Raw genomic sequence first — 5,331 nt, 5'->3', positions numbered from 1 at the left:
TGCTGGAACCAGCTTTGCTACCTTGGATAAATGGAAATCCGGAGACTTTAAATATGGATCTGATAAAGTAAATATTTTCGCAGATAAAATTCAGCCACATTCACTGGGCTATGTCGCCTATGACGATGAAGGTGTTAAAACCAAAGAGTGGGATTTGATCAAAGACGGAGTTTTGGTGAACTATCAGGCGATTCGTGATCAAGTGAGTATCCTTGGTGAAAAGGAATCTCATGGCTGTTGCTATGCAGATAGTTGGGAATCGGTGCAGTTTCAGAGAATGGCAAACATTTCTTTAAGACCTGGAAAAGAGAAGTTGAGCGTAAATGATATGGTAAAAGGGGTGGAGAAAGGTGTTTATATCGTAGGAAGAGGATCCTATTCTATAGATCAGCAGCGATATAATTTCCAGTTTGGAGGACAGCTATTTTATGAAATCAAAAACGGTGAGATTGTTGGCATGTTGGAAGATGTGGCTTACCAATCAAATACCCAGGAATTTTGGAATTCTTGTTCACAAATCTGTGACAAGGATGATTATAAGCTCTTTGGATCTTTCTTTGACGGGAAAGGTCAGCCATCTCAGGTTTCTGCTGTTTCTCACGGTAGTTCTACTACTCGATTTGACGGCGTCAATGTAATTAACACTGGAAGAAAGATTTAACTTTTAAAATCATCGAAATGGCTATTTTAACAAAAGAAGAAGCAAAACAAATTATAGATAAAGTTCTTTCCTACGCAAAAGCTGATGAAACTGAAGTCAACCTTTCAGGAGGTAGGACAGGTAATATCCGTTATGCAAGAAATACTGTAAACACCAGTGGAGAGTCAAATAGTATCAGTCTCCAAATTACCTCTGTATTTGGGAAAAAATCGGGTTCTACCAGTATCAATGAATTGGATGATGAATCCTTGAAAAAGGCAGTTGCAAGAGCAGAAGAAATTGCAATGTTGGCTCCGGAGAATCCCGAATATATGCCGATGCTTGGACCTCAGAATTATCAGGAAACCAAAACCTTTATTGATAGCACGGATAAGATTGATCCTGATTATAGAGCACAGGTAGCGATAGATAGTATCAAACCATGTGCTGAAAATAACTTAACGGCTGCCGGGTACTTAGAAGATTATTCTGGGTTTAATGCTTCTGGAAACAGCAAAGGTTTGTTTGGTTATAATAAGCGAACTTCCGTTGATTTTACGGTAACAGTAAGAACAGCTGATGGCACTGGATCTGGTTATTCTGGATCAGATTATAATGATGTTAGCTTATTGAAATCAGGCGCTGTCACAAACCTCGCAGTTCAAAAAGCTATGGCTTCTGTGAATGCACAAGCGATTGAGCCTGGAAAATATACCGTAATTCTTGAGCCTAGAGCAGCTTCCGATTTACTTGGCAGATTGACATTTGGGCTTGATGCCAGAAGTGCTGATGAGGGTAGAAGTTTTATGAGCAAAAAAGGAGGGGGGACAAGAATCGGAGAAAAGATTTTTGACGAAAGAGTAAATATTTATTCAGACCCTTCTCACCCTGACATCCCGGTAGCTCCTTGGAGTAATGATGGATTGCCATTGGAGAAAACGACATGGGTAGAAAATGGAGTAGTTAAAAACCTCTTTTATTCCCGCTATTGGGCTGAAAAACAAGGTGTTGAACCAATGCCAAGACCAAGAGGGGTGATTTTCGAAGGAGGAGATCAATCTCTAGCAGATATGATCAAGAGTACAGAGAGAGGTGTTTTAGTAACTCGTTTTTGGTATATAAGATCAGTAGATCCTCAGACATTATTGTTTACAGGGCTTACGCGTGACGGTACTTTCTATATTGAAAATGGTCAGATTAAATTCCCTGTTAAAAACTTCCGATTCAACGAAAGTCCAATCATCATGTTGAACAATATTGAAGCGATGGGCAAGCCACAGCGGGTGGATGGAAGTATGATGCCTCCTATGAAAATTAGAGACTTTACCTTCACTAGTTTATCTGACGCCGTTTAAAATCGGTATGAAGTTTATTGTAAGCAGTGAGCGGCTTTCATTTGATTTAGGTTGAGAATAATTCTAAAGCAAAATTGATTTCTGTTCACTGCTTACTTGTTACTGAATATTGAAAACTAACCAACAAATGCGGCCTTTCTTTTTTACAAGGATAAAGTATAATTCAGGAAACTGGGATACTGATCAAAGAATGCCATCTAATTTGATCAACTCTTTGGTCGAGTACACTACTATTCCTGTAGATGAGACCGAGAAAGTGGTAGAATTGAGTAGTCCTGAAATATTCAAAAGCCCATTCTGTTACATCAGTGGGCATAAATTGGTTGATTTTTCATCTCGGGAACGATCCAATTTTAAAACTTATGTAGAAAATGGAGGCTTTGTTTTTGCCGATGATTGCAACCATGATATTGACGGCTTATTTGCAAAGTCTTTTGAAGCAGAAATGGCCGAAATTTTTGGTCCGAATGCTTTACAAAAAATCCCAAATGACCATTGGATTTATAACTGCTTTTTCGAGTTTGAAGATGGCCCTCCTGCAACTTCTTTTGAATTGAATGGATGGGGTGATGATTTGGTCCATGACTACCTCAAAGCCATCATCATCAATGGAAGAATAGCGGTTCTATATAGTAACAAAGATTACGGATGCGAATGGGACTATGATTTTAGAAACAAACGCTTCCTGAAAATTGATAACACCAAATTCGGTGTCAACATTGTGGTCTATGCCTTAACCTAATACGTATTGGAAAATAAAGAACTAGCAGAGTACAAAGACTTGGTAGCAAAAATCCCTCTGCTTAAAAAAGAAATTGCAAAAGTAATTGTAGGTCAGGAAGAAGTCTTAGACGAGATCATCATCACCTTGCTTGCCGGAGGGCATTGCCTTTTGGAAGGTGTTCCTGGGTTAGCAAAAACTTTGATGGTAAAAACCATTTCCGAAGTGATGGAACTTCAGTTTAAAAGGATTCAGTTTACTCCGGATTTAATGCCTGGAGATATATTAGGGACTGAGATTTTGGAGGAAGACCATGAAACAGGAAAGAAATTCTTTCAATTTAATCGGGGTCCAATATTTGCCAATATGGTTTTGGCCGATGAGATCAACAGGACTCCCCCAAAAACGCAAGCCGCATTGCTGGAAGCGATGCAAGAGAAAATGGTTACCTATGGAGGTCAAATACATCCACTTCCAGATCCATTTTTGATTATTGCTACTCAAAATCCGATTGAGCAATCTGGAACCTACCCTTTGCCGGAGGCACAATTAGACCGTTTTTTACTTTATATCAAACTTGCCTACCCATCTGAACAAGAGGAATTGGAAGTACTCGAAAAAACGACTGGAACTTATGCAGGAAAACCGGAAATAGTTTTATCTGGACAGGATGTGAAAAAACTTCAAAAGTTAACGCGTCAAGTACATATTGACTCCAAATTGTTGGATCATATCAACAAACTGATCCGTTCGACAAGACCTGATACATCCCAAGTAGAAGCAGTAAGAGAATATGTAGAATGGGGTGCGGGTACAAGGGCTGGTCAGGCTTTGATTTTATGCGCCAAAGCTAGAGCAATTGTCAAAGGAAGGTTTGCTGTAACTCCTGAAGATATTCAGACATTGGCCTTCCCCGTATTGAGACATCGATTATCCCTTCATTTTAGAGCCGAAGCCGAAAATGTGGAAGCAGATACTGTGATAACCAAAATTGTAGACTCTCTGCCTATTCATGCAAGCTAGTAATCTGGAAATATTCAAACTCAATAACTTAAAGCTTTCTGCTAAAATTATCAGCGAGCAACTTAAGCAAGGAATCCATCTTGGAAAACGAGTTGGTTCTGGAAGCGAGTTTGAGCAATACAGATACTATGAGCCCGGAGATGATCCTAAAAGAATTGACTGGAAGTATTTTTCCAGATCTGGCAAGTACATGATTAAAGAATCTCAGGCGGAAAGTCATTTGAATATTACTTTGATGCTGGACTTATCAGGGTCTATGAATTATGAAGAAAATGAAATAAGAAGGATTGATTACGCTAAAAACCTTTTAGCAACAATTGCATATTTGGCTCACCTTCAAGGAGATTCATTATCCTTCTTTACTTTTCAGGATGGAAAACTCACGAAAAAAGTAGCTCCATCCCCAAAGAGTTTTCAACGAATATTATTCTATCTCGAATCCGAAAAAGCATCTGGATCTTGGCCTGTTTCCAAACAATCATTTCCGGCATTAAAAAGCAAACAAAAAGAATTGATCATTCTGGTATCTGATTTTTTGCAAAAGGATAATGAATGGATTGATATCATCGAGGAGATGAAGCACCCACAAAAGGAAATTGTCCTTTTCCAACTCTTAGGGAGGCAAGAGGTAGAATTTGATATGAAAGGCAGTTTTATATTTAAAGATCTGGAAAGTGACAGGGAGATTACCTTGGACGGAGCTACTGCAAAAAAGGAGTATAATGAAGCAATAGGAAAATATCTAAACTCATTGAAAGAGGCCTTTCATCAGCCAAATATCCACTTGATGCAAGAGAAAATTGATGAACCGATTGTCTCTGTAGTTTCTAAGTTTCTTTCCAAAAGATCATTTATCTAATGGAATTCCTTCAACCTATATTACTTTGGGGACTATTAGGATTAGCGATTCCTATCGCTATCCATTTATGGAATGGAAAAAAAGGCAAGAAGGTCTCCTGGGCAGCGATGGCTTGGTTATCTGAGCAAGAAAATCAGTCGTCAAAATCCATCAGATTAGATCAAATACTTGTTTTGATTTTGAGAATTTTGTTGATCATATTACTCGTTTTATTGCTTTCGAATTTGATCCTTAATTCTTGGACGATAAATGAAGATTTGAAAATAGTACACTTGGTTTCACCAGAAAAGCAGGTTTTCGAAGAATACAGATTTGAGTTGGAACAAGCAATTGATAGAGGCGAGGAAGTATTTTGGCTTGAACCTGAATTGTCGGAGATATCAAATGAATTGAATCCTAAGGGGTTTTCTCGGCAACAAATTCAAAAGACTTTAAATAGTCTACCCCCATCTATTTCAGAATTGAATATTTATTTTCCCAATTCTCAGAATTACTTGAGTAATAATATATTCATCAGTCCTGTCAAACCCACTATTCACCTTGCAAAAACTGCGATCCAGAGAGCTAGCGATATCAAAGTAGAGGTGGATTCTTCCCGTATTCTTGAAATGAATGAATTTGGAGTCATAGAAGTTTCTGATGCTGGATCAAGCAATCAAGGTATAATTGAGTTGAAAAATCTTGGGTATTATTTTGGGGATTTGGAAGATGAAGAAAAGCTAAATTTCCGTGC

At 38.3% G+C, this 5,331-nt stretch carries 6 protein-coding genes; all 6 read left to right on the top strand.

Going from position 1 to position 5,331, the window contains the following annotated elements:
• Positions 1–661 (top strand): TldD/PmbA family protein (locus Q0L68_RS15715; protein WP_296705047.1); only part of this gene is annotated, 661 nt, incomplete at its 5' end.
• A 17-nt stretch (positions 662–678) separates the two neighbouring features.
• Complete coding sequence (locus Q0L68_RS15710) at positions 679–1,995, top strand: TldD/PmbA family protein (protein WP_296705046.1); 1,317 nt, start codon at positions 679–681, stop codon at positions 1,993–1,995.
• Between the two features lie 127 nt (positions 1,996–2,122).
• Positions 2,123–2,737, top strand: coding sequence for a DUF4159 domain-containing protein (locus Q0L68_RS15705; protein ID WP_296705045.1), 615 nt, complete (start codon positions 2,123–2,125; stop codon positions 2,735–2,737).
• A 6-nt stretch (positions 2,738–2,743) separates the two neighbouring features.
• Positions 2,744–3,739 (top strand): MoxR family ATPase, encoded by a 996-nt coding sequence (locus Q0L68_RS15700; protein WP_296705044.1) that lies wholly within the window; start codon positions 2,744–2,746, stop codon positions 3,737–3,739.
• Complete coding sequence (locus tag Q0L68_RS15695; RefSeq protein ID WP_296705043.1) at positions 3,729–4,598, top strand: DUF58 domain-containing protein; 870 nt, start codon at positions 3,729–3,731, stop codon at positions 4,596–4,598. The genes Q0L68_RS15700 and Q0L68_RS15695 overlap by 11 nt, the downstream gene beginning before the upstream one ends.
• Positions 4,598–5,331 (top strand): BatA domain-containing protein (locus Q0L68_RS15690; RefSeq protein WP_296705041.1); only part of this gene is annotated, 734 nt, incomplete at its 3' end. The genes Q0L68_RS15695 and Q0L68_RS15690, both read left to right, overlap by 1 nt.

Origin of the sequence: Algoriphagus sp., assembly GCF_024642405.1 — a bacterium.
GTDB lineage: Bacteria > Bacteroidota > Bacteroidia > Cytophagales > Cyclobacteriaceae > Algoriphagus.
This window is presented reverse-complemented; position numbering and strand designations above follow the sequence as displayed.